Genomic DNA, 19736 nt, shown 5'->3' on the forward strand with positions numbered 1-19736 from the left:
ATGATCGTGAAGTCATGCCAGCCCCCAAACGACGCCAGCTTCCCGGGCCCATACCGTGCCATGTGCCACGGCGCCGCTTTCGGCAATGATGGTTGGTGCGCTGATTGACGTTGGCCCGTGTTCGTGGCCAACCTGAACACCGTGGTCAAGCAGAACATTGGTTTCGGATGTCACGGGGCCATTCGCCGAGGATCCCGCCAAGAAGTGGATCGTGTCTTCGCAGATCACGGACCCGAGAACCTCGGCATGAAAGCCAAGTCGGATTCCTTGACGTGCCTTGACATCACCCTCGATGCGTGTGAACGCGCCGATTGTGAGTATTCCCGTCACAATCAGCGAGCCGACGTAATGCCGATTCTCTGGAACCGTGCAATTGCCGTTCACCCGATACAAGTGCCCTCCGCGATGCTCCATCCCAGGCAATTCGGAAAATTCGCTCGGCGAGCCCGCGGGCGGAACTGGGCGCTCCGATCGGGCGGGGGTTCTGCCGAACTGCACGGCGGGCGCATGCATCCGTTCGAAGCAGCAACCCTTGGCCAGTTCGATCGTGCCATCCGATGAAAGGCGGCGCAGGCCGATGCTGAATCCACCCAGGCGGAGCCCCTTGTCCCCATGCGCCCACTCCGTCACTCGGCTCAGAGGGCCGAGCTTGATCCATCCGCTCGACATGATGGAGGAGAAGGTGGAACCGCCGACCGCACGGAAATCCACAGCGGCGTGCACCGGGCGCAGACATTCCACCGGGGTGGCGAGCACGACGGTTTTGGTTGCAACCACAGGTGCGTCGATATGGTTCCAGGCCTGCACGTCGTGAACGTCGAACATGTGCTGAAGCTGGAGTTCGTTCGAGGTGTCAACGGAGGGGGTATTCAGGCCGTCTCCACCGCGCTGCTTTCGCCATGAGTTGGCGAAATGGCTCACTTGGTTGCTGTCGTGTGCCGGCACCGGTAGGGCGGCTTCGTCACTCGGATGGCGCCATTCCTGCCATGCCGGCAGGAATGGGAGCGTGAGAAAGGTCATGGTTCCCAGCACGAAAACCACCATGAGCGTCAACTCGATCGGACTCATGTCGGACTCGCGCTCCTGTAACGCAGGGTTTTGTGCCAGACCAGTTCGCGCTGCAGAAGTCGATCCGTCACGAGCTCAACGGATGCCCAAGTGATCGCGAACAGGCTCACGAAAAAGCACAGCAAATTGATGGGCAGCAGGCGGACACGCCGCCGATTTCCGTCCAGAAGAACCGCCATCACGATCTCGTAAAAGGTGGCGAAATTTCCCAACGTTCCATAGGCCATCACGGCAAATACGGGCAGGACGAGCGCGACCAGGGAACTGGCGTTCAGGTAGTACAGCGTCAAGGCCAGGCCCCAGCCCAGCAACAGCAGTGGAGGAACAGCGAAAATCGTCAGCAGCATGAAGCCATCGACTTTCTCCCGCGCCGACAAAAACCGACTACCCCAGAGGCCGCGCCACTGGCGAGCCAGAACCTGGTTGTGCCCCTTGGCCCAGCGCCGGACCTGACGAATGCGCACCGACCATTCCTCCGGCACCTCTTCGAAACACTCGGAGCGGTTGCTGTACACGGTTTTCCAGCCATGGATCAGCAAACGAAATGTGATGTCCGTATCTTCGGCAAGGGCGTCGTCGTTCCATCCCCCCACCGCGTCCACTGCCGAGCGGCGAATTCCACCGACGGTTCCTCCATATTGCGGCACCAAGCGAAGATTCATGCGTGCTTGCTGGTCCACCTGATATCCGGCCGATCGCTCCAGGTCGAGCAGCCGCGTGAGGAGATTGCTCCCGCCGTTGACAGGCACCACGCGCCCCATGACGGCACCGACTTCCGGATCAAAGAAGGGAGCAGCCAACTGCCGGAGCAGGCCTTTTCCGGGGATGTAGTCAGCGTCAAAGATGAGCGCGATGTCGCCTTCTGCCAGTGGCAACGCGTCTTTGAGCGCGGCAGCCTTTCCCGGTTTGCCGGTTAGCCGATGGAAGGGATGGATGCGATCAGGAAATCGCTGCGCGAACCCGTCAATGATGCTCTGCGTCCGGTCCTGAGAACGGTCGTTGACGGGAACAATCTTGAGCCTATTTTCCGGATAGTCCGAATTCAGCAGGGCGGTCAAGCATCCGGCAATCACCTTCTCTTCGTTGTGCGCCGCGATGAAGACCGTCAGCATTGGCCAGTCGGCCGTGTCGATGTCGAGATAGGGGTGACGCTGCTTGCCAAAGAGACGGTTCAAGGTGAACGCGATGTGTCGTGCGGCATAGGCCATCATGACCAAGACGATCAGACCGAGCAGAAATGCCAGATCGGTGACCACGGGGCGATCGTGCAGCGATGTTTCCAGCTTCGAGAAAACCGGCGCGAGGACTGGAAAAGCCAGCGTCGTGGCGTGGGCCACGTTGTCCGCCAGCAGCGCTGCGAACGCAAAGGTCGCGGCTAAGGTCAGCCGAATACGGTGCACAGGGTTGCGGTGAACGAGCAATGGACTCTCCAGTGTTGGCGTCTCCTCCGGGCTTGGGTCACATCCCGAATGGAAGTGCTCATGTTGACTTACGCGATGCGCGCGGTCTGTGCGCTGGCGAACATCTTGCGCAGATCGGTCGTCAATCACGCTGGAAGAGCGGGAGGCGCGGAACGGCCGTGCTCGCTTGCCGAGCATGGTGAAGGGGGCCACGGATTGCAAGCCGCTCCCGAAAAACGAAGCGCTATGCCCCTAGACACACAACAAAGATGCTTGGATCACCACATCGACTCCGGACTCCGGGCGAATAGAGCGGGCGGGGATGTCGTTGCCCAAGCGCCATTGCCTGACGGCATGGCGCTTGGATGCGCCTGCGACGAGGAACAGCACCGCGCGCGTGCGGCTCAGGCGCCTTGCGCTCATGCTGACGCGCTGCGACGGGGGCTTGGGCGCGTCCAAGACCGGCAGCACATCGGGTGCCTCCGCCGCAACGCCCAAGTCCCGGCCTGGGAACAGGCCGGCAGTGTGGCCGTCTTCGCCGAGCCCAAGCAGAACCAGGTCGAATTCGCCAACGTCGCGCAGTGTCCTCGCATAGGCACTTGCCGCGATCGCTGCGCCCTGTTCGGCAGGCGGGACCAACACTTGGTCATGCGGGATCGGAACATGGTCGAGCCATGCCTGGGCGGCCATCCGGCTGTTGCGTCCGGCATCGTCGTCGGGAAGGCAGCGCTCATCACCGAAGTACACCTGCCAGCGCGACCAGTCGGTATCGACGCTGCGCAGCATCGCGTAGACCTCGCGGGGTGTGTCCCCGCCAGCGAGCACGATCAGGAAACGGCCCCTCTGCCGGATGGCGTCGGAAGCCGCGTTCCGAATGCGGCGGCAGGCCTCGCCAGGCAGGGCCGCTGCGTTCTGGACGCGGTGCCAGCGGACGCCGGCATCGCCGGTTTGCGGCGTCCTCACGCCTTTTTCACGGCATGGCCACCGAACTCGTTGCGCATCGCGGACAGCAGCTTGTCGGAAAAGGACTCGCTGTCGCGCGAGCGCAGTCGCTGGATCAGCGACAGCGTGATGACCGGTATGGGAACGTCGAGGTCGATGGCCTCGGCCACCGCCCAGCGGCCCTCGCCTGAATCGGCGACATAAGGAGCAATGCCAGTCATGTCCGGATTGCCGTCCAGCGCGTGGGCGGTCAGGTCCAACAGCCACGAACGCACCACGCTACCGTGGCGCCAGATCTCGGCGACCTGGTGCAAGTCCAGACCGAATTCGCTTTTGTGTTGCAGGATGGAAAAGCCTTCGGCATAGGCTTGCATCAGCCCGTATTCGATGCCGTTGTGGACCATCTTGGTGAAGTGTCCGGCGCCGACCGGGCCGACGCGCCCCCAGCCGCGATTTTTGGCTGGCGCCAAAGCCTCGAAAACCGGCCGCAGCTTTTCCACCGTGGCCTCGCTGCCGCCGATCATCATGCTGTAGCCCTCGGCCATGCCCCATACGCCTCCGCTGGTGCCGCAGTCGACGTAGCCCACACCACAGTCGTCAAAAATCCTTGCGCGCCGCAGCGTGTCCTTGTAATTGGAGTTGCCGCCATCGACGATGGTGTCGCCCGCGGCCAGAAGCGGTTGCAGTTCCTGGAGCGCGCCATCGACGGGCTCCCCGGAAGGAATCATCAGCCACAGCGTGCGTGGCGCGGGCAGCGAGCTGACCAGCATGGCCAGCGAATCCGTGGATTCAACGCCCTTGCCTTTGAGATCACGGCGCGTCTCGGGTTTCGGGTCGAACCCCACCACCTGGTGGCCGCCATGGATCAGGCGCTGCGCCATATGGGCGCCCATGCGCCCCAGACCGATCATGCCAAGTTTCATCAGAGTGTCCCGGACTGCAGTGGCCAACGTATCGCGGCTTGCAAAAATCTCGTTGTGAGAGCAATGCGTCTGCCTGTGCCGGCGCTGTGCGCATGGAATCCCTCAAGAACCAGGCCACGATGTGCTCCCCATGCGGAGTCGAGGCGCCTTCTTGGATGAACAGGCCCTAATGCATATAGATGCCCCCGGCGCCCAAGATGCCAATGAGCCCGATGATGATCAGATAAATGGCGACAATGTAATTCAATAATCGAGGAACCACGAGAATGAGTATGCCGGCGATCAGGGATACGAGGGGGGCGATGCTTAAGTGCAGATTCATCATTCATCCTTCCATTGATTGATTCAATCTTCCCGTTTTTCTTGATTCGACGGGCACGGCTTGCGATTCAAGATGATCGGAAGCGAGGCTCCGTGGCCTCATCGCTCTGCTTGGCCGCGCTGGCCATTGGATACGCATGGGTCGATCGCGGCAATCGCGCCATCGAAGCCAGCGCGCGGCGCTGGCATCAAGATGCCCAAAGCCTGCGCGATGCGACATGACGGCGCAGCTTAATCTGGACAGCGATGCCGTACCGTACGGTAACGCACACAACGAGCCCATACATCCAGTCAGTTCACCCCAGATCGAGGAGCTGCGGGCAGCATCTCTGCATCTTTTCCAAGCCGCAGCGGGTCCGAATGCCAAGTTCGGGCTTGCTGTGCGAGCTACGTCCCCCGGTGTGGCCTGATGTGCGCCAACGCACAGACTGCGAGTTCGCATGGGAATATTTTGCCAGTTTTCCCGTTTTCAATGCGGGCCTGCCGGCAGCAAATCCACGACCCCCCAATGCGCCCTTCATCTGATCTAGCCATGAAGCAGAAAATGTCGAGGGAATTATTCATAAGGAGGCGGCGTAGAAGCTCCGCGATGGCCTGGTTTGGCGCCATTCTCGCCTTTGCCATGCTGGGTCTCTATTTCTACCTGCGCTAAATGTCGGAGCGACGAATGAAGGTCGGCCGAGGATGGGGCGCCGCGCAACTGATTGGGTGGAAAAGAAGCAGCACGCAGAAATTCCGCCGGAAATCAACGATCCTTCATGACTCGGAGAATTGGAAACGCTTCCCTTGTGGACCAACGCGAATAGGCCGCTGCCGAATGGATTCCCCCTGCCGGGCGGCAGGCATGCGCTTTCCTGTTGAGGTGCAGATGAAAAGACCCGGATGTTCATCACGAACCCAGGTTCCACCCGCTCCTGGCCGGGGCCATCGAACGGCGGAACATTGCAATCCCGGCATATGGGCGGCGCCCTCTGGGCAGGACATCGATGCGTAAACCCAAGATCGCGGCGGCACGCGCGCGGCACGGGACGTCGAGACCGTCCTCTGTCGATTTCCTCGATCCTTCCATCGAGTGGCGACGTTTGTTTGCCGAATGTTGGGGCACGTTTCTTCTGGTCCTCGTGGCTGCCGGCGCCGGGGTTGTCGCGGCCCGCAGCCATGGCGCGGTGACCCTGGGCATGCAGGTGGTGGCTCCTGGCCTCATGGTCATGGCGATCATCTACTTCATGGGGACGGTCAGTGGCGCGCACCTGAACCCCGCCGTGACCCTGGCATTTGCCATTCGGCGCAATTTCCCCTGGCAGCGGGTGCCAGGTTACGTACTGGCTCAATTGGCTGGGGGCGTTGCCGCAGCACTGTTTTTGCGTGCCATGTTCGGAACGGTCGGAGCGCTGGGTGCAACCTACCCCGGAAGCGGGATCAGCAGTACACAGGCGCTCGCCATGGAGGTGGTGTTGACCGCCGGGCTCGTGAACACCATTCTGGGCACGGCCTCGGGAGCCCGCAATATCGGCACGAACGGAGCCATCGCTGTTGGCGGCTACATCGCCTTGGCGGGGCTTTGGGCGGCGCCGATCAGTGGCGCATCGATGAACCCTGTGCGATCGCTGGCTCCGGATCTGGTGCGCGGCGATTTTGCGACGACCTGGATCTATATCGTCGGCCCCATCCTGGGGGCCTTGATCGGGGTTGCGTTCGAAGCCATTCTCAGGGGAAAGCCCAGCTCCGCCGGAACGATGGCCGCTGAAGGCGACCTCGGCCTCGATGATGCGAAGTCCGAAACACATACGCCGTAGCCGGGCCAGGTATCCGCGTGAACCGAGCCATGCCGCATGCCTGCCCCGTTCAGTCGCTGCCCGGATTGATGTGCGCGATCCCCTTGCATTCGCCTTGACGTGAACCGTTCGCCCCCGAGGCTTCGCATCACGCACCCTGCAACCCAACCCTGGCCTTTCGTCATGCCCATCTACCGCCATCACCTTATCGAGGTTGAATTAAAAGCGCTGAGACCAACACAGATGACCGTGGGCATGGGAGAAGTTCGCCAGAAGTCGGAACACTGGTCCACGCTCGATCCGCTGCAGCGCAGTCATTACCTTTCGCGGCATTGGTTCCCGGCAGTACGGGGCCCGAAAGCGCGTTATTACATCATCGATCATCATCACCTGGGACTGGCCTTGATCCTAGAAAAGGTGCAGAGCACCCAACTCGTTCTCATGCAAGACTTCGCGGCATTGAGTCCGCGTGAGTTCTGGGTTGTCATGGACCAACACCAATGGGTGCATCCATATGATCGGCACGGTCATCGACGTGATTTCAACGAACTGCCCAAAAAACTGACGGACTTGATCGACGACCCGTATCGCAGTCTTGCCGGCGTCATCAAGAGCTCCGGCGGTTTTCCGAAGGATGGCGAGCCGTTTGCCGAGTTCCTCTGGGCAGATTTCTTTCGCCGACGAATTTCCGCACAAATGCTCAAGACCGACCCCGAAGGGGCCGTCGGCCGTGCCCAAGAACTCGCCCACGGCAAGGAGTCGTCGCATCTACCCGGATGGAGCGGTATCAATTTCGATGGCGAAGACGACTTGGACGCGGACTCAAAAACGTCGCCCGTGCGGCGCTCGCGAAAGTCGTGAACGGGCGCGCAGTGGCTTGGCCGCGATTCGACCTTCCTGCCATGGCGCATGAACGACCGGCTCCATCAGGCCATCCGGAGTGCCCGGCACATCGTGCGCCGCCGTACAGACCGTGCCGTGCTGAAACGCTAGCTTTAAGGAATCGACACAACAACGCGATCCGGGACAGCCGCAAGGCCGCGTCCGACAGTTCGGCGGGCATGTCCGGTCTCGCGCGTCTGGGTCTTGTCATGCCGGTGGCCTCGGACCGGTATGTTTTCCTTCATGAACAAGGTGATCCATCATGATGAATTCACAAGCATTGACAGCGGCTCCCGCGCAGCGCGCCCAATCGCTGCCGGTTCGCGCGCTTGAAGCGATGTCTCCTCAGCAACTCGCATTCTTCAGAAACCTGCTGGAAACCAAGAGAGCTTCGTTGCTGCGAGCCGCACATGAGACCATGAATCATCTTCAGGAATTCGAGCCGACATCCGATGTATCGGATCGGGCTTCGTTGGAAGAAGACCATTTTCTCGAGTTCAGGGTGCGCGACCGTGAACGCAAGCACTTGCACGCCATCGATGAGGCGCTGGCGCGCATCCAAGACGGGAGTTACGGCATCTGTGAACAGACGGGCGAGATGATCGGGATCGCACGGCTCCTCGTACGTCCCACGGCAACGCTCTCGATCGAAGCGCAAGAGCAACAAGAATTGACCCGGAAGATGCAACCGCTGAAGCATCGGTTTTGACGGCGCGAGTCCGCGCGAATGCGTGACGGCCGGCATTGAACCCGGTTTTCAAGGAATGTCCAATGATCAAGAACGCGGTTTCACATCTGCGCATCACCCTTGCCGCCCTTGCCGGCGCGGCTGCTCTTTGGGTTTATTCAGATGCGGTTCATGCGACATCCAAAACGGACCCGAACATCACCCACATGTGCGGGGGGGTCGGCGCCGAGCATTTGAAAGCGTTGCAGGCCCAAGCCCATGCCTTCAACCTCGGTTTCTGGATGGTCGAGGGTCCGCGCGGCACCTATCTCGCCGATGTTCCGATCCAGGTCAAGGTCGCAGGCAAGACCATCGCCACGTTTACTGCGGAAGGACCGCTGTGTTACCTCAAGGTGCCAGCCGGCGAGTACACCATTGTCGGGAGCCACAAGGGCCAAACGCGCGCCATCACGGCGCATTCAGGAAGCATGAATCACTATTTGCGCTGGTGAGTTTGCCCCGGCGCATCCGTAACCCTGCCCCAAGCTCAAGGACACCCCCAGACCATGTACACAAAAATCCTCGTTCCCCTGGACGCCAGCAGCACAGCCCAGATCGCGGCGGAACACGCGGTCGTCTTGGCACGCGACCATCATGCCGCGGTGCGTTTCTTGACCGTGATTGATTTCAACAGTTTCATCGGCGCCTTTCCCAACATGATCGAGGTGATGAGCGACGATGCCCGCCAAATATTGGACGGGTGGATGGAAAAGGCATCGCAATGCGGGCTCGTCGCCAGTACCGCCATCGGGGAAACCAATCTCGACAATGCCAGTGTGGCCGACGTCATCGCTGCCGATGCCAACGCCTGGGGGGCCGATCTCATCGTCTTTGGCAGCGATGGCCACGAAAGTGTGGCGCGCCGAATTCTGGGCAGCGTCGCCGACGGCGTGGCGCGGCTGAGCGCAATACGTGTGTTGACTGTTCCTCTGAGTCACACCGCGACCGCTTCTTGAGATTTCCGGAATGGGCGGCAGGCACCGCGGCGTCTGATCTTCACGGGGGAAGCCTTTCCATCAGGTTCGGCTTTGGGCCGAGGCGACAACGCATCGGCCAAGTCTGCGCCGACCTCAACTTCGCGTCTGTTTGCCAACAGCCACAGCCAATGACACCGTTCGCTGGAGACGCCGGTTCCATGCCTCGACGCCGTGCGTCATCGCGGGTTGCTCAAACGATCTGTCGCAGCAGCAGCCTGTCGTATTCCTTTTTGACCACCGCGTAGCATTCGCAGGAACGTTGCTCGAGGCCCTGCCGATTCAGCACGGTGATGTGTCCCCGGGCATAGCGGATCAAGCCCGCCTTCTGCAACTTCACCGCGGCCTCGGTCACGCCTTCCCGGCGTACGCCAAGCATGTTGGCGATCAATTCCTGCGTCATGATGAGTTCGCTGCCCTGCAGGCGGTCCAGGCTCAGCAGCAACCAGCGGCAGAGCTGCTGGTCCAGCGAATGGTGGCGGTTGCACACGGCGGTCTGCGTCATCTGCGTGATCAGCGCCTGGGTGTAGCGCAGCAGCAGATGCATCACCGGCCCTGAAGCGTTGAATTCCTGCATCAGAGCCTGCGCCCTCAGGCGAAAGCCATACCCTGCGCTTTGCACGACGCCGCGGCTGGGCGTGGATCCGCCGCCCATGAACAGCGGAATCCCGACGATGCCGTCGTTCCCCACCACGGCGATTTCAGCCGAAGAACCATCTTCCGTCACGTACAACAGCGAGACGATGGCCGTGGTCGGGAAATAGGCGTGGCTCAATGTCGTGCCTGATTCGTACAGGGACTGGCCAAGCGGCAATTCCATGCATTCCAAATGCGGCATCCAGCGCTGGAGTTCGGCGTCCGGCAATGCGGCGAGGAGCTGATTCCCTTTGGGTTCTCGGGCATTGGCCCCCAGGAGCTTCCACGGCTGATTCGGGTGTGGTGTGCTCATCAATGCATGGACTCCGGGTCGCTCAGGCCATCTCTGCCTTGGTCATGCCCTGAGCGCCCGGCCAGTGGCAGTTTGACGACGAATTGGCTGCCCAATCCGCTCCCGGCGCTGGTCGCCGTGATGTTTCCGCCATGGGCATCGACCAATGCACGCACCACGGTAAGCCCGATACCCAGGCCAACGCCGTTGAGTCCGATGGTCTGCGTGTCTTGCATAAAGGGTTCGAAAATCCTGGGCAATGCCGGCGCGGTGATGCCCACGCCGTTGTCGGATACCGTCAGCACGATTTCGTCGCCCGCTGTCGTGACGGTCAGATCGATCTTTCCCCCGTTGGGTGTGTACTTGGAAGCGTTGTCCAGGAGGTTGCCGAGAATCTGGATGAGGCGATTCGGGTCGCCATGCATGACCAGGGCGCGCGACGGCGTGCGGACTTTGAATCCCTGCATGCGCGCATCCATGACAGGTCGGCTGATCTTCACCGCTTCGTCGATGATGCTCGTCATGTCGACCCTTTGGCGCGTGAGCGTCAGCTTGTCCATTTGGATTTTGGATATGTCGTCCAAACTGTCCACCAAATGCTTCATCTGGGCCAGTTGGCGCTCGATCATCGATTGCGCCCGCGGCAGGAGGGGCTCGTCGGTGCGAACCCGGCCCAACATGGCGGTCGCCAGGCGGATGGGCGTCAGCGGGTCGCGCAGCTCATTCGCGACCACGGCCAGGAACTCGGTTTGGCGTCGCTGTCCCTGTTCCGCGGCCTCCCGCAGTTCTTGCGCACCGAGGACGGCGAGCACCAGTTGTTCGTTCGCTTCGCGGAGTTGCAAATACCTTTCCTCCTGCTCCTCGTGCGTCAGGACAACAGGCGCGGCGGGGTGCTGTAGCGCGGCAAGGCGTGGCCGCTGCAGATGGTCGTCGTCGGTCAATGGTTCCCCGCCATAGAAAGCAAAGCTGCCGAGCTGCTGCGATTTTGCGCGATACATGGCGGTGTCTGCTCGATCGATCAAGGTATCGGCGGCATCCCCGTCATCGGGATAGATGCTGAGTCCGATACTCGCCGTCAAGCGCAGCACATAGTCGCCCACGCGGCTTGGCATATCGAGAGTCGAGATGATCTTTTGCGCGATCAAGGCAGCATCGGAAGGCTGGGAGATGTCGGTGAGCAGAATCAGGAATTCATCGCCGCCGTAACGGCTCACGAAGTCCGTTTCGCGAATCGAGGTCACGAGACGGTGGGTGATCAACTTGAGCACCTGATCCCCAGCCGCATGTCCCAACGTATCGTTGACCTGCTTGAAGTTGTCCAAGTCCAGGTACAAAACGGCCAGGCGAGTGCCATGCTGTTTCGCTTGGACGATGGCCTGCGCAAGCTGGTCGAGCATCCAGCCACGCCCGGGTATCTGGGTCAGGGCGTCGAGCCCCGCCGCAAGCGAGGCATGCCCCAACTGTTGCGTCGCCTCATCGGCTTGAGCCTGGGCGCGGAGCGTGGCCAGCACCAACTGTTCGTTGGCCTCGACGATCTGAGATGGGCGGGGGACATCCACACGGCTTTCGGCCACAACCACCTCCTGCAGCAATCGGTTCAACACCACGCGCGCGGCATTGACCTGCTCTTGCAACTGAGCAAGCTCGCGCGCGGATCGTTCCGCTTCGCTCACCTTGGGGTTCGGTGGCTGATTCACAGCGCGCAGGCAATCAATTGGACGGTTCCGCCTTGCCGATCGCGAGTGAATCGGGTGTGCTCGCGGGTTTGTGCGTTGGCCGCCCGCCTAGCAACCCTTCCTGGCCGGCCAGCATTTCACCGACACGGATGCCCTCGCCATCGATGGTGAACTCGCGTAAGGCGTTGGAATGCGCGCTGGCCCGTACCTTGACGACCGCCATCACGCGCAACAGCCGGCTGTCGATCTCGATGTATCGCTGCACGACGATGGCGTCGGTCATGAAGGCCGCCCCATAGGGACTGAAGCGCAGGTCGGTATAGCGGTCTTCCAATTCGGAGGTCATCAGGACGGTGACGCCGGCGCCGGTTAATGTGGTGACCAGGCGCAGGAGGGATTCACGAAAATCGTCCTGAAACGTTGGAGCCAGCGCCAGCTCGAAACCCGAAAGTGAATCGATCACGACACGGCTTGCCTTCAGCCGCTGGATTTCGCGCATGAGCAGCAAGATGATTTCATCGATCGAGAGATCGGCCGTGCGGTTGTCCACCAGGCCCACGCGATCGCTCTCGATGAGAGCCATGAGCGCACGGTCGCGGGATCGGTTCGGGTGTTGCTCGAAAGCTGCGATGACGCCGGTTTCTCCGGACCGAACGCCTTCGGCCAAGAATGCCGACGCGAGCGTGCTCTTGCCCGACCCCGAGGGGCCGGCGACGAGCAGCGAATAGCCACGCGGCAGGCCGCCGCCCAGCATCTCATCCAGTCCCGGAACTCCGAGATTGAGGCGTGCGGTCGACAGCGGCGAGACCGCCTCGGCCGCGACGCCTGCATCAAGCGCCAGGCCGGAGGATGCGAAGACGTTGATGCCGGAGCTGCTGATCCGGAACGTGTGCAGGCCGGGGCGCGTCGGTTGGCCGCGCATTTTCATGACCTCCATCTTGCGAACCATGGAGTTGCGTTGCACGCTCTGGCGTAGCCAGATCAGTCCATCGGCGACGGTGAACACCGGGTTGGCGTCGATTTCTGTGAAGTATTCACCGATCAGGAAGGTCGTGGCCTGCCAGCTTGTCATCAGCATGCCGAGTTGCTGAACGAATTGCTGCAGGCTATTGTGCGGGCTCTGCGCGGCTTCGTTGGCGAGCACGACGGAGCGGAATGAATCCACGAAGACGAACGCCGGGCCATGCGCTTCGACCTCGGCAACGATGCGCTGCAAGACCCGGTCGAGATCGCCCGCCATGGCGTCGTCCGACAGGTTGAAGAAATACACCCCACGATTGATCAAGGTGTTGTCGAAGAACGTATACAACTGCTGATAGCGCAGCATTTTCAGCGGAGGCTCGCCGAGCACCGTGAAGTACAGCGCCGGGCGTTCGGGCGTGGCCAACGCAAACATCATCTGGTGGGCCAGCGTGGTCTTGCCACAGCCGGGAGCGCCGGCGATGAGGTTGAACGAGAACTCCGGCAATCCTCCGCCCAGCACGTCGTCCAAGCCGGGGACGCCGGTGGACAAACGGTTGATGGTCACTTTGTCTTTGTTCGTCATGGCAGGGTGTTCCGCTCGGGCGATTCGCTCAAGAAGTTGATCCGTATGGGGTACAACACACGTTCGGTCAGCGAGGCGCCGATCAGGCTGGACAGCAGCGCATAGAACGCGTGCAGCAGGGCCGCGCCGCCCGCGGCGGCGTTGGCGCTGCTTTGCTCTGCGAGCTTGGATTTCAACGCCTCGAGACCCATGGCTGCGAGGTGGGTGCGGTCATGAACCGTCATCAGCCAGGGATGCGTGCGACCGGCGAGGTAGAGGCTGCGCTGGTACAGCGCGTCAACCCCGCCCTTGCCGATGATGGGGCTCAGGCAGGTGGCGATCTCCTGCCAGATCGAAACCACCGCGCTGGCGATTTGCGCGGAATCGCCATCTATGCCCCCTCGGCGCATCAGAGCGGCTTCGAACTGCCGCTGCTCAAGCATTTCCATAGGTCGTCCTATGCGCAGAAATTGCTGTGATGGCTGTCCCCCCGCAGCGAAACTTTGGGCAGCCCCCTGAACGTCGTCGAGGGAAACTACATCGATATTTTTTGGGCATCTAGCTCACATGACCGACAGATGCCGGGGATCGTGGGGCCACCGTTTCTGGCCGTATGCGCAGCATAGGCCGATATGGGGCAATTTTTTGTGAGCGAGCGCATCTTTTTTGGCTCAGACAAACCAACTCCAAGTGTCACGTGGCTGCAATGCACCCATCCCTTCGCGAGGATGGATGCAACGTTTTCACCGCAGGAGCGCGCCGCTCCCGCGCTTCGCTCCGCTCATTGCGCCGGAGGCACAACAATGACAGTCCTACCCCCTGTGCCTGCATCCCCTTGACTGCCGGTTTTGCCTTGCATACCCGTGCTGCCAGTATCTCCGGGATTCCCCTGGTTGCCGGGGGCGCCCTGAGCGCCCGTGTAGCCCGTGTTGCCCGTATTGCCTTGGGGTCCCATCGGGCCTGTGCACGCACCAAGCGCGAACGATGCCAACAGAAGTACGGCAGGTATTGAGTAGTTCATGATGATCCCTTGTCAAATCACAGCCAAAATGGCTACGTGATCATGTTGGCAGAACGTGTTCGCGGCGTCTGTACGCTATCGAACGTTCGTCAGAAAAGCCCTGCCGACACGACGGATCCTTGCGGTTCGGCCGAGGATTTCTAGGGCGTCATGACCCCATCGATGGCGACAACAGTCGGGACCGCGCGGGGATGTTCACAGCCGTCGTCTGGAGCCGGCCTTGCATGCGCTCTCCTCGCGCACAGCCAGCACGCCGGCCCATCGCCTGGAATGCGTCACGGACGTGATGCATCGTCTTGCCAGCGCGAACCGTGGGTCGCCAGTTCTGGCGCCACCAACCCCTCGGCCGATAGGGGCGGGGCGCTACGACGCATGCTCACGGCCGCTGCTCGCCCTTCGCCGCGTTTTGCACGCTATGGCCCGCTTTTTCGATTTGCTGGCCGGCTTTAGCCGCACCTTGATCGATTCCCTTGCCGACCTTCTGGGCCGGGCCTTCCTGTTTTTGGCAACCATAAAGCGTGGCAATCAAGGCGCTCGCGGCGAAGGCAAGGCCGATGATCGCCACGAATCTGGTCATCTGAATCTGGCTATATCGCATGCTTGCACCCTAACGTTGCCCATCCCGACGGCGCACGCCGCTGATGGGCGAAATGCGCTGAGGCCTCCAAACATCGCATCCGCGTGGAGCCGATGTTTGCCGGATCCTTCATCAATTGCCCACTTGGTGGCCAATGATCCCGCCCACGGCCGCGCCACCGACCGTGCCGACACCGCTCCCGCCTGACAAGACCGCGCCGCCGACCGCGCCGACGCCGGCTCCGATGGCGGTGTTCTGATCCCGTGTCGACATGCCGGCACAGCCTCCCAACGTCAGCAGCATGATTGCCGCAACGATGACGGGATTGAATCTTTGCTTGGTTTTCATAAAGCGACCTTTTGATTCACGTTGTTGAAGTGCCGGATTATCTGCACGGCGCGAAAAATTGAACGACTCAGCGCATGAGATCATGCCCGAACCGGGCGTCACAAGTTCGGCGCTGTGCTTGATCTGCCGCGGAACCGCTGTGGCTTGCCCTGGATAATCTGAGAATCAGCCTGGCCCAGCGATTCAACGTGCAGAAAATTGCCTAAACATCACCCAGCCGGAAGCCGCTGGAAAATCGTTATGACTGGCCCGCATCTTGGTTTTGTTTTTTATTTGGCGGCCGTTTCATTTCAGACGCATATCGTCTTTCACCGATTTGACCCCGCCCACACGCCGCGCGATTTCAATCGCCTTGAGCTCGTCAGCGCGTGAGCGCACGAAGCCGCTGAGCTGGACGTCGCCCTTGAAGGTTTCGACATTGATTTCTGCGACTTTGAGGTCCGGATCGGCAAAGATCGCCGCCTTGACTTTGGCCGTGATGGCCGTGTCGTCGAGGTATTGACCCGTGCTTTCCTGTTTCGATGTCGACGCACATCCCACGATGGTGAGCGCGGAAGCAGCCAGCACAATGGCGTAGAGGGGTTTAAGTAAGCGCATATGAATCCTTGGTCAATGACTCGATCCGCCATGGCCAAGCTTGTTGCAAGGTCACAGAAGCGAAAATATTTTTCGACAGCCTGGAGTTGTGATTACATCCGGCCTGTAAGAAAAAGAATGATCACGATGATGAGTACAAATCCGAGAATGCCACTCGGAAAATAGCCCCAATTCCTGCTGTGGGGCCAACTCGGTAAAACGCCGATCAGCATTAAAACAAGAATAATCAGCAGCAGCGTGCCTAAAGACATGGTCAGCCTCCAAGTGGGCGCCAAATAAATGGCGATTTTTAAGATCGAAGCGCAATACCATGGGGTTCTGCCTTCTATTGGAAACACAATATCGCGCTACATACGGCCTGTCTGTGCGGTATCGCACATCAATCCAGGCATCGAAGTCCTTCCAGGCGGGCCATGAGCCGATGGGGTGTACGCGCGCAGGGTGAAGGCTTGCGGTGTGTGAGGGTCTGGGTGAGGGTCGCGGTCCGGACCGTGACTTTGAACCTGAACCGCGAAGTTGCTCCGTCTGTTGTGGAGCAAGGTCGAGGGAAAGGTTTTATCCATCCCTGCGTGGAAGTGGCACGAAGGGCAAGCGATTGCCACCAAATTGCCACCAACCACGCCAGGAAAGCAAAAAGCCCCTGCACCAGGGGCTTCTCGGTCCTTGATATACAAGGATGTTTCTGGTCGGGGTGAGAGGATTCGAACCTCCGGCCTCTACGTCCCGAACGCGAACTATTCTCAAATGAGGCCTGGTTGCAAAAACAGGTGTCTAAACAAAATCAATATCTTACGAGCTTGCAAACGGAATATGCAAGCACTTGCGAGAACTTGCATTGCACTGAAATTGGCACAGATTTGCCACAGAATTTCTAAAGAGGGATTTTGAGCACGTAGTTGAATCGGTGAATAAACAGCCTTGCTAGACGCTGAGTGTTCATCCTCTTCTGCTCCTGCCATGACTGCTCCAAAGGCTTCGTCCATCTCTCCATTTGTCGCCGTAACAAAAGAAGCTGCTGCAGCCGCACTGAGCTGCTCCCTACGCTGGATTGACAAGCTCATCGAGGCAGGTGAGTTGCCTGTACCGACAAAAATCGGTCGCCGGGCATACTGGCACCCCGATGAGTTTTATGGGGCGCTCAGCGCCAAGCTGTTGCGAGAAACAAATGCTCCTCGATTCTCGGTCAACGAGGTCGACCATGCTGATACGCCGAGCCAACCGATTGAGCCGACAGTCGATGGTCGGCGAGCGAGAGCGGCCACCGCAACGAAGCTATCCGTTTCTGATGCGAAAGGCCCGCCGCATCGACGACGCTCGGCTTCCCCAGTGGACGCGATGCGTGCAAAGACGGCCGCCGTTCTTCGAGTCGTTGCGACGCCTTGAGGGCGATGTAAAAAGAGAACATGAAAAAGCGGCCCCAAGTCGGGGCCGCCCAAGAATTACATCAGTCCCAACGCTGGGGCCCCATCACCCTCAGCGGTCGATTCCACCGCCGGCTCTCAGTGCAACACAGCACCCGCTGGCACCTGCAGCCGCCCAGCTTGTCTGACGTCAACATCACTGTCGTGCGTCTTGGGCGGAGGCATGCACGCGACCGCCCACCGCTCCCCGACCTCGAAGCCCGGGACGAGGCTCTCCGGCGAGTCTTCAAGGCGCTTGAACAATGCGACCATCTCCAGCGTGCGCGTCACGAACTCACCCCCAAGCGGCGCTTCATCGACCCGCTTACGAATGGCTCCCCACTGCGCGCTTTCCGGGTCTCCGACGGGCGGCCCGGACGTCACGACGATGACTTGGGGCTTGTCGGCAATCGCGACGGCGATGTTCATTGAGCGCCGTGTTTCAACCGCTTCGAACAACCAGGCCTTTGCGACCGTGTTCAGCATCGGCACGAGGCACACGACTTGCGTCGATGCGGCTTGCAGCGTGACGATTGCACACAGAAGACCATCACCATTGCCCGCAATGGCAAGGCCCTGACCCGTCGGCACGAGGCTGCTCTCAAACAGCCGCGCCACGCGGTCCGGTAGCTCGATAAACAGGGCGTGGCCGTCGTAATGGGGCCTTTGCTTCAGCGTCGTCAGTTCGGCGGCGAACTGCGACGGGTCGAGCAGCAGCCCTAAGCCGATGGAATTTCTCTTCGTAGGCATTTTTTCTCCTGGGTTGGATGGCCTGCTCTCGTGTAGCGACCGGCGCCCAGACAAAAAAAGCGGGCCCGCAGGCCCGCGAACAAAAGAAGGAAAAATCAAGACGCCATCAAGCTCCGGTCTTTCCCGGCTGCATGCGCTGCCATGGCTTCATGTTCGTCATGCTGGATGGCCGCACGCTGCAACCAGCGCAGGATGTCCGGCAGGAGCGGCAACTCGGCCAGTTCCATCGCCCGATTCTTGCCATAGACCATCACCAGGTAATGCCTGTACTCGTCGGTCAGGTCCGCGACGGAGTCCGGCACGAGCGCGCGCAGTTTCGGGTCCGTCAGCATCCGCGCAAATTCCCGTTCAATCGTGTCGGTCGGTGACTCGATGCGCGTGGCAAAGTCGCCGACCCGGATGTCGCCGGCGAGTAGCCGTGCGGTAATCGGAGGAATGGCCAGGTAGCGCGCGGCCTTCGTCATGAAGGCGCGGTCCCTGACCAGCCTGGAGGCATGACCGCGTTCGCAGCGTTCAAGCTCCTCCAGGCTGATGCCGAGGACGTGGGCCAAATGGTTGGCGTCATGCCGGCGCCGAGCCGCATCGTCGAGCACCCAGCCGATGAGCGGGCCGCCTGGGTGCTGGTAAAGCCGCAACACGCGTTCGGCCGGGGTCTCCGGGGCGACGTATGCGGACGCGTCGAGCGGTGGATGGAGTGCTGCCTTGTGTTCCATGGTGATGTCCTGTGTGCACGCAAATCCGTGCGCTTCCTATAGCGACCGTGGTTTCGCGGCATCACAGAGCGTATGGATGCGGAACCATCCACGCGCAACGTCAAGAGACTGGGCCAGCAGTAATCCGCGAGCTGGAGGCACCGACGCTTGGATGCTGGTGACTACACCTGAAAGGCCAGTCCTCTGGCGGTCGAAATCGACCCTCCAGAACCCCTCAGGAGTCACATGTGAAAGTCAAGCAAGCCAGGAAAACCAAGGACCTCACCACCTGCACAGAAGTCAATCCCGCCGAGCCCCAAGTAGCAGAACCCGCACCTCATAAGCCTCACGCTCCCTGGAGCGGTGAGGTCAGCGAGACATTCGCCGTCCGGCCCGGTGGCCTGCTGATTGCTGCTCTCGTGCAGTGCGCCGCAGAGCGAGGCCAGTCCTTTCCGGAGATGTGTCGTGAACTGGGCTACAGCTACCCGTACCTGAACCTGCTGATGAGCGGGGTCCGACAGGTCAATCAGATTTCTGACGACTTCGCTCGGGCGTGCGCAGCCTATCTGCGCGTGCCTCGCATGAGTATTTTGATGATGGCTGGACGCATCACGCAAGCCGACCTGATGGAACCGGGGCTGTATGGCCCGCAGACCATTGAACCGGCGTTTCAAGTCCTGTCAAAGGACGCAGCCTGGGGACCGCTCGTGACCGGGGAACTCCGCGACGTTTCGATGGTGTCAAAGTACGCGCTGGTCAAGATGTACGAGAAGGCTGAAGGCAAGAAGCTGCTACCCGAAATGGACATCGCGGCGCTACAAACCGAAGTGGTCGCGATGCAGGCTCACATCAGCACGATAAGGGCAGAGCTCGCGGCGAAGAAAGAATAGAAACTGTCGCGCGGTCATTGAGCCCATTCACGCCCCCGTACTGCGGGGGCTTTTTGCATCCAATCCAGCGGCGGTGGTGCAGGTCGGCGGGGTGTACCGAGAAGCGCAGCGATGCGTGGCGGCCTTGCGTTACGGCCGGATGTGCGGCACGCTGCGCAGAGACCACGCATGGCGCAGCCAGGTTTTGCGGAGGTCGCGTGCCAGCACGCAGAGGGTCAGCGCGAGGGCCAGGATGGCAAGCCAATTCAACATGTAGCAATGTCCTGGTGATGGTTGTCGGAACGGGTGGGGCTCTCGATTTGTCAGGGCATTATCAAATC

Annotated in this window: 24 protein-coding genes; 7 read left to right on the forward strand and 17 right to left on the reverse strand. The window is 60.6% G+C overall.

Going from position 1 to position 19736, the window contains the following annotated elements; translation table 11 throughout:
• Nucleotides 1–12 precede the first annotated feature (12 nt).
• The 5 genes from THIARS_RS06685 to THIARS_RS06705 all read right to left on the reverse strand — a co-directional run bounded on the left by THIARS_RS06685 (nucleotide 13) and on the right by THIARS_RS06705 (nucleotide 4655).
• Nucleotides 13–1068 (reverse strand): polymer-forming cytoskeletal protein, encoded by a 1056-nt coding sequence (locus THIARS_RS06685; RefSeq protein WP_141202346.1) that lies wholly within the window; start codon nucleotides 1066–1068, stop codon nucleotides 13–15.
• Nucleotides 1065–2681: a glycosyltransferase family 2 protein gene (locus tag THIARS_RS06690; RefSeq protein ID WP_245845601.1), complete on the reverse strand. Its 1617-nt coding sequence runs from the start codon at nucleotides 2679–2681 to the stop codon at nucleotides 1065–1067. Before THIARS_RS06690 ends, THIARS_RS06685 begins: the two co-directional genes overlap by 4 nt.
• Before the next feature lie 39 nt (nucleotides 2682–2720).
• Nucleotides 2721–3431 carry a 6-phosphogluconolactonase gene (pgl, locus tag THIARS_RS06695; protein WP_222423038.1) on the reverse strand — a complete coding sequence of 237 codons (711 nt, stop codon included), beginning with the start codon at nucleotides 3429–3431 and terminating at the stop codon, nucleotides 2721–2723.
• Complete coding sequence (gene gnd / locus THIARS_RS06700; protein ID WP_094159963.1) at nucleotides 3428–4333, reverse strand: phosphogluconate dehydrogenase (NAD(+)-dependent, decarboxylating); 906 nt, start codon at nucleotides 4331–4333, stop codon at nucleotides 3428–3430. The genes pgl and gnd overlap by 4 nt, the downstream gene beginning before the upstream one ends.
• 166 nt (nucleotides 4334–4499) lie before the next feature.
• A complete protein-coding gene (locus THIARS_RS06705) occupies nucleotides 4500–4655 on the reverse strand; it encodes a DUF3096 domain-containing protein (protein WP_094160675.1) in 156 nt (51 codons plus the stop codon).
• Nucleotides 4656–4669: 14 nt separating this feature from the next.
• Here THIARS_RS06705 and THIARS_RS18220 point away from each other — a divergent pair, with 14 nt between their 5' ends.
• The 6 genes from THIARS_RS18220 (at nucleotide 4670) to THIARS_RS06730 (ending at nucleotide 8994) form a co-directional block, all read left to right on the forward strand.
• The gene (locus tag THIARS_RS18220; RefSeq protein ID WP_141202347.1) at nucleotides 4670–4876 is read left to right on the forward strand and encodes a hypothetical protein; all 207 of its coding nucleotides are present in this window, start codon (nucleotides 4670–4672) and stop codon (nucleotides 4874–4876) included.
• 764 nt (nucleotides 4877–5640) lie between these two features.
• Nucleotides 5641–6450, forward strand: a complete 810-nt coding sequence (locus THIARS_RS06710; RefSeq protein WP_094159964.1) for an MIP/aquaporin family protein — start codon at nucleotides 5641–5643, stop codon at nucleotides 6448–6450.
• Between the two features lie 162 nt (nucleotides 6451–6612).
• Nucleotides 6613–7290: a ParB-like protein gene (locus THIARS_RS06715; RefSeq protein WP_094159965.1), complete on the forward strand. Its 678-nt coding sequence runs from the start codon at nucleotides 6613–6615 to the stop codon at nucleotides 7288–7290.
• A 286-nt stretch (nucleotides 7291–7576) separates the two neighbouring features.
• Entirely contained in the window at nucleotides 7577–8020 is a 444-nt protein-coding gene (dksA, locus tag THIARS_RS06720) for an RNA polymerase-binding protein DksA (protein WP_094160676.1), read from the forward strand.
• Nucleotides 8021–8082: 62 nt separating this feature from the next.
• On the forward strand, nucleotides 8083–8490 hold the full coding sequence (locus THIARS_RS06725) for a hypothetical protein (protein ID WP_094159966.1): 408 nt from the start codon (nucleotides 8083–8085) through the stop codon (nucleotides 8488–8490).
• A 54-nt stretch (nucleotides 8491–8544) separates the two neighbouring features.
• Complete coding sequence (locus THIARS_RS06730; protein WP_094159967.1) at nucleotides 8545–8994, forward strand: universal stress protein; 450 nt, start codon at nucleotides 8545–8547, stop codon at nucleotides 8992–8994.
• Nucleotides 8995–9205: 211 nt separating this feature from the next.
• Here THIARS_RS06730 and THIARS_RS06735 read toward each other — a convergent pair whose 3' ends face one another.
• The 11 genes from THIARS_RS06735 to THIARS_RS06790 form a co-directional block, all read right to left on the reverse strand.
• Nucleotides 9206–9850 carry a Crp/Fnr family transcriptional regulator gene (locus THIARS_RS06735; RefSeq protein ID WP_342747746.1) on the reverse strand — a complete coding sequence of 215 codons (645 nt, stop codon included), beginning with the start codon at nucleotides 9848–9850 and terminating at the stop codon, nucleotides 9206–9208.
• Nucleotides 9851–9960: 110 nt separating this feature from the next.
• Nucleotides 9961–11637, reverse strand: a complete 1677-nt coding sequence (locus THIARS_RS06740; RefSeq protein ID WP_094159969.1) for a diguanylate cyclase domain-containing protein — start codon at nucleotides 11635–11637, stop codon at nucleotides 9961–9963.
• A 13-nt stretch (nucleotides 11638–11650) separates the two neighbouring features.
• The gene (locus THIARS_RS06745) at nucleotides 11651–13162 is read right to left on the reverse strand and encodes an ATPase domain-containing protein (protein ID WP_094159970.1); all 1512 of its coding nucleotides are present in this window, start codon (nucleotides 13160–13162) and stop codon (nucleotides 11651–11653) included.
• Entirely contained in the window at nucleotides 13159–13590 is a 432-nt protein-coding gene (locus tag THIARS_RS06750) for a hypothetical protein (RefSeq protein ID WP_094159971.1), read from the reverse strand. Before THIARS_RS06750 ends, THIARS_RS06745 begins: the two co-directional genes overlap by 4 nt.
• Before the next feature lie 948 nt (nucleotides 13591–14538).
• Nucleotides 14539–14739: a hypothetical protein gene (locus tag THIARS_RS06760; protein ID WP_094159973.1), complete on the reverse strand. Its 201-nt coding sequence runs from the start codon at nucleotides 14737–14739 to the stop codon at nucleotides 14539–14541.
• 132 nt (nucleotides 14740–14871) lie between these two features.
• Nucleotides 14872–15087 carry a glycine zipper 2TM domain-containing protein gene (locus THIARS_RS06765; protein ID WP_094159974.1) on the reverse strand — a complete coding sequence of 72 codons (216 nt, stop codon included), beginning with the start codon at nucleotides 15085–15087 and terminating at the stop codon, nucleotides 14872–14874.
• A 285-nt stretch (nucleotides 15088–15372) separates the two neighbouring features.
• Nucleotides 15373–15684 carry a BON domain-containing protein gene (locus tag THIARS_RS06770; protein WP_094159975.1) on the reverse strand — a complete coding sequence of 104 codons (312 nt, stop codon included), beginning with the start codon at nucleotides 15682–15684 and terminating at the stop codon, nucleotides 15373–15375.
• Nucleotides 15685–15776: 92 nt separating this feature from the next.
• On the reverse strand, nucleotides 15777–15935 hold the full coding sequence (locus tag THIARS_RS06775) for a DUF3309 domain-containing protein (protein WP_094159976.1): 159 nt from the start codon (nucleotides 15933–15935) through the stop codon (nucleotides 15777–15779).
• A gap of 489 nt (nucleotides 15936–16424) precedes the next feature.
• Nucleotides 16425–16745, reverse strand: a complete 321-nt coding sequence (locus THIARS_RS18560; RefSeq protein WP_013104690.1) for a hypothetical protein — start codon at nucleotides 16743–16745, stop codon at nucleotides 16425–16427.
• A gap of 438 nt (nucleotides 16746–17183) precedes the next feature.
• The gene (locus THIARS_RS06785) at nucleotides 17184–17834 is read right to left on the reverse strand and encodes a hypothetical protein (RefSeq protein ID WP_013104691.1); all 651 of its coding nucleotides are present in this window, start codon (nucleotides 17832–17834) and stop codon (nucleotides 17184–17186) included.
• Nucleotides 17835–17929: 95 nt separating this feature from the next.
• Nucleotides 17930–18547 carry a hypothetical protein gene (locus THIARS_RS06790; RefSeq protein WP_013104692.1) on the reverse strand — a complete coding sequence of 206 codons (618 nt, stop codon included), beginning with the start codon at nucleotides 18545–18547 and terminating at the stop codon, nucleotides 17930–17932.
• A gap of 227 nt (nucleotides 18548–18774) precedes the next feature.
• Here THIARS_RS06790 and THIARS_RS06795 point away from each other — a divergent pair, with 227 nt between their 5' ends.
• A complete protein-coding gene (locus THIARS_RS06795; RefSeq protein WP_013104693.1) occupies nucleotides 18775–19416 on the forward strand; it encodes a hypothetical protein in 642 nt (213 codons plus the stop codon).
• A 129-nt stretch (nucleotides 19417–19545) separates the two neighbouring features.
• Here the strand turns inward: THIARS_RS06795 and THIARS_RS19100 are convergent, their stop codons facing one another.
• On the reverse strand, nucleotides 19546–19668 hold the full coding sequence (locus tag THIARS_RS19100) for a hypothetical protein (protein ID WP_255356518.1): 123 nt from the start codon (nucleotides 19666–19668) through the stop codon (nucleotides 19546–19548).
• Nucleotides 19669–19736: the final 68 nt, after the last annotated feature.

It is taken from the genome of Thiomonas delicata, from assembly GCF_900088825.1.
GTDB classification, from domain to species: Bacteria; Pseudomonadota; Gammaproteobacteria; order Burkholderiales; family Burkholderiaceae_C; genus Thiomonas_A; species Thiomonas_A delicata.